The organism is Photobacterium sp. R1 (genome assembly GCF_054600795.1).
Window position 1 is genome coordinate 1 of record NZ_BAAHZP010000420.1, and the last position, 288, is coordinate 288.

General features: G+C 45.5%; 1 protein-coding gene. It reads left to right on the plus strand.

Annotated elements, in window-relative coordinates; genetic code table 11:
- Positions 1 to 95 precede the first annotated feature (95 nt).
- Positions 96 to 288, plus strand: a 193-nt coding sequence (locus ACYP03_RS25685; RefSeq protein ID WP_459782631.1) for an alpha/beta hydrolase, incomplete at its 3' end; no start/stop codon positions are given.

Sequence of the window (288 nt, forward strand, 5' to 3'; positions counted from 1 at the left end):
TTTTTGCATCTGATTGTATATGATAAATGCGTGCTGGTCAGCATTCGCTAACTTGCGTAACATGGACAACAGAACTGATTGATAAGGAATTTATCATGCCTCAATTAGACTGTGTTGAAGTCAACCCTAAGGTCAAACCCACAGCTTCCGTCATCTGGCTGCACGGATTAGGGTCAAATGGCCATGATTTCGAAGCCATTCTGCCTGAATTAAAGTTACCTGCTTCGTCGCCAGTTCGCTTTATTTTTCCTCATGCACCGTCGCTGCCTGTGACGGTGAATGGCGGCA